Source organism: Streptomyces sp. OfavH-34-F, assembly GCF_022347745.1.
GTDB lineage: Bacteria > Actinomycetota > Actinomycetes > Streptomycetales > Streptomycetaceae > Streptomyces.
In genome coordinates this window covers 1-4,308 of record NZ_JAKRGC010000428.1, presented here as the reverse complement: position 1 = coordinate 4,308, position 4,308 = coordinate 1, and the positions used below count along the sequence as shown (strand labels likewise).

Sequence of the window (4,308 nt, the reverse complement as noted above, 5' to 3'; positions counted from 1 at the left end):
CGCACCCGCGCCTGCCGTGGCCACCGTGCCCCCCGCGTCCACCGAGCCCGCCGTACCCGCGACCGCCCCGGCCGAGCCCGCACCCGCCCCGGCCGACCCGCTCCCGTCCCGGGAGGACCTCGTCGCCGCCGCCTTCGCCGCCGTGCTCCGCGAGACCGACGTCCCGCGCGACCGGAGCTTCTTCGACCTCGGCGGCGACAGCATCATGTCCATCCAACTGGTCAGCCACCTGCGCCAGTCCGGCCTCGTCCTCATCCCGCAGGACATCTTCGAGCACAAGACCGTCCAGGCACTCGCCCGCGTCGCCCGGGAGACCGGGCGACGGACCACGGGCGCCGAATCGGCGGCCGTGGGCGACGTCCCCCTCACCCCGATCGTCCACTGGCTGCGCGACCAGGGCGGTCCCGTCGACGGCTTCCACCAGGCCGTACTGCTGCGGGTACCCGGCGGCCTGCGCACCGACCGGCTGACCACCGCCGTCCAGGCGCTCATCGACCACCACGACGCCTTCCGGCTCCGCCTCGACCGCTCGACGCCCGGCTGGTCCCTGGAGGTCAGGCCGGTCGGCAGCGTCCGCGCCGCCGACACCGTACGCCGCGTACCGGCGGAAGACGCCGAGGGCGACGGGCTTCTGCGGCTCCTGTCACGGGAGACGGCACGCGCCCAGCGGGAACTCGACGTCACGGCCGGGCGCATGATCCGCGTCGTCTGGTTCGACGCGGGCCCCGACCGGCCGGGCCGGCTCCTCTTCATGGCCAACCACCTCGCCTGCGACGGCGTCTCCTGGCGCGTCGTGGTGCCCGACCTCGTCGGCGCCTACCAGGACGCCGAAGCCGGCCGCACGCCCGCGCTCCGCCCGGTCGAGACATCGCTGCGGCACTGGAGCCGGTCCCTGACGGAACAGGCCCGCACGCCCGAACGGCAGGCCGAACTCCCCCTGTGGGAAACGATGCTCGACGTCCAGGGCCCCCGGTTCGCCCGGCGCCCCCTGGACACGGCCCGCGACACCACCGGCACCGCCCGCTCCCGCACCGTCGTCTACGACGCAGAGCGCGCCCGCCACCTCTTCACCACCATCCCGCTCGCCTTCCACTGCGAGATCAACGACGTGCTGCTCACCGCGCTCGCCGTGGCGGTCCAGCGCTGCCTCGGCACCACGGGGGACGTGCTGATCGACGTCGAGGGCCACGGCCGTGAACCCGTGGTGCCCGGCGCCGACCTGTCCCGCACGATCGGCTGGTTCACCAGCATGTACCCGGTGCGCATGGCACCCGGCATCGCGCACACGGCGGTGCCCTCGGGAGCCGAACTCGGCGCCGCCCTGCGCCGGGTGAAGGAACAGCTGCGCGCCATCCCCGACAAGGGCATCGGCTTCGGCATGCTCCGCCACCTCGGCCCCGACGAGGGACGCCGCGCACTGGCCGCGGCCGCGCCCCGGGACATCGGCTTCAACTACTTCGGCCGCTTCCTGCTGCCCTCCGAGGGCGGCGACCAGGACTGGTCGCCCGCGCCCGAGACCGGCATGACGGCGGGCGCCGACGCCGACATGCCGCTCGACCACCCGCTCTCCGTCAACGCCCTCACCGAGGACACCGCGCAGGGCACCGCGCTGCGCATCGCGTTCTCCTGGGCCCAGGACGCCGTCGACGACGAGCGCGTCGACGCACTGATCGACCACTGGTTCGAGGCGCTCGACGCCCTGGCCGAGCACGCCGCGCAGCCGGGCGCCGGCGGACGCACCCCGTCGGACTTCCCCCTGGTCACCCTCGACCAGCGGGACATCGAACTGCTGGAACGCGACCACCCCGGCCTGGACGAGATCCTGCCGCTCTCCTCGCTCCAGCAGGGCATGCTCTACCACCTGCTCCTGGGCTCGCTGAACAGCCCGGACGACGGCACGGCCGAGGACTCGGCCCACGCGCTGTACACCGTCCAGTTCTGGCTCGAGCTGGACGGCGACCTGGACACCACCGCCATGCGCCGGGCCTTCCGCACGCTCCTGGACCGCCACCGCAACCTCGGCGCCGCCTTCGTGCACACCGGCCTCGCCCAGCCCGTCCAGATATTCCGGCCCGGCGTCGACGTGCCCTGGCGCGACCGCGACCTGAGCGCACTGCCCCAGGACGAGCAGGAACGCGAGATGGAACGGCTCCTGGCCCAGGAACGCTCCCGGCCCTACAACCCGGTCGAGGCACCGCTGCTGCGGGTACTCCTCGCCGACCTCGGCGGCGGCCGCCGCCGGCTGGTCCTGTCGACGCACCACATCCTGCTGGACGGCTGGTCCCTGCCCGTCGTCATCGGGGAACTGTTCGCCCACTACCGCGCGGAGGTCACCGGCACCCCGCACGGGCTGCCCGCCGGCACCCCGTTCCGCGAGTACGTGCGCTGGCTGTCCCACGTGGACACCGAGGCCGCCGAGGGCGCCTGGCGCACCGCACTGGCCGGCTTCACCCCCACCCGGATCGGCGACCGCGACCCCGGCGAGCCGCTGCCCTCGCGGCACCTGCGCTTCTCCCTCGACGCGTCGGAGACGAACGCGCTGGCGGGCACCGCCAGGCGGCACGGGCTGACGCTCGCCACCGTGCTCCAGGCCTGCTGGGCGCTCGTGCTCGGCGAGGAGACCGGCTGCCCCGACGTCGTGTTCGGCTCGGTGGTCTCCGGGCGCCCGGCCGAACTGCCGGGCGTGGAGAAGATGGTGGGCCTCTTCATCAACACCCTCCCGACCCGGGTGCGCATCGACCCCGCCGAGTCGCTCGGCGACCTCTTCGCCCGCATCCAGGACGAGCAGACCAAACTTCTGCCCTACCAGCACATCAGCCTCACCGACATCCGCCGCATCACCGACAGCGGCGACATGTTCGACACGATGATGTCCTTCGCCAACTACCCCTTCGACGGCGAGGCCCTGCGCCGCCCCGCCCCCGGCCTGGAACTCGTCCGCGCCTCGGGCGACGACCGGCAGCACTACCCGCTGGGCGTCGTCATCAGCCACCGCGACGACCTGCTGACCGTGCAGGTCGAGTACCGCCCCCACCTCATCGCCCCGGACCGGGCCGACGACCTCGCCCGGCGCTTCGTCGCCCTGCTGCACCACAGCGCGCGGGCACCGCACACCAAGGTCGGCGCGGTCGACTCGACCGCCCTCCTCGCGGGCGGCGAACCCCACGACCCCGCGACCGGCACCCCCGCCGCCGACGACCACACCACCGGCCCGTCGGCCCTCGACGGGGAGACCGGCGTACTCCTCGCGCTGCGCGAGGAGGGCAGCCGCCCGCCGCTGTTCTGCGTACACCCCGCAGCCGGCATCGCCTGGTCGTACGCGGGCCTCACCGGCCCCCTGGGCGCCGACCAGCCGCTGTACGGACTCCAGGCACGCGGCCTGGACGGGACACGGATTCTGCCGGGAACGATCACCGAGATGGCGGCGGACTACGTGGCCCGGATACGCACCGTGCAGCCCACCGGCCCCTACCACCTGCTCGGCTGGTCCTTCGGCGGCATCGTCGCCCACGAGATGGCCGTACAACTCCAGCGCGCCGGACAGGAGGTCGGCCTGCTCGCCGTCCTCGACGCCATACCGGCCACCGCCCCGGCCGACGACACCCCCGGCCACGACGGCGCCGCCTGCGACGGAGCGGACGGCGACCGCCCGGACAGCGCCGCACCCCGGTTCGGCCCCGACCACGTCATGCGCACGGTCCTCCAGTTCTTCGGATACGACCCCGCCCTGTGGGCCGACGAGGAGATGACCTACCCCCGGTTCCTGGAGATCGCCCGCGCCTACCCCGGACTCCTCGCCACCTTCGACGAAGCCATGATCGAAACCCTCTGCCGCGTCTACACCAACAACGCCGTCCTCTCCCACGACCACACCCCCTCCCGCTACACCGGCGACCTGCTGGTCTTCACCGCCCTCGAAACCTCGGCCGAGGAAGCCGCACGCCAGTGGCAGCCGTACGTCGACGGCGGCAAGCCCGACGTACGGCCCGTGGACTGCCCCCACGCCGAGATGGGCAGGCCGGGCCCGCTCGCGGAGATCGCCGAGGCCCTCGTCCTGCCGCTGCGGGGCCAGGGCGCGGGGTCGGACGTGGAGCGGTGAGCGGCCCCGGCCACCCGCCGCTGCCGCTGACCACGGCCCAGCGCGGCATCTGGCTGGGCGAACGGCTCGCGGGGGCCGGGCGCTTCCACGTGGGCGTGTCCCTCGACATCGCCGGACCCCTGGACCCCGGCCTCATCGAGACGGCCTTCGCCGCGGCCGTCGCCGAATCGGCGCCGCTGCGCGCCCGCTTCACGGTCGCCGACGGCGGC

The 4,308-nt window shown here is 74.0% G+C and carries 1 protein-coding gene and 1 pseudogene; both read left to right on the top strand.

Going from position 1 to position 4,308, the window contains the following annotated elements; translation table 11 throughout:
- The first annotated feature begins 16 nt into the window (after positions 1–16).
- A complete protein-coding gene (locus MHW47_RS32650) occupies positions 17–4,099 on the top strand; it encodes a condensation domain-containing protein (protein ID WP_239227464.1) in 4,083 nt (1,360 codons plus the stop codon).
- Positions 4,096–4,308 (top strand): annotated as a pseudogene (locus MHW47_RS32645) (hypothetical protein); the annotation flags it as partial. The gene MHW47_RS32650 and the pseudogene MHW47_RS32645, both read left to right, overlap by 4 nt.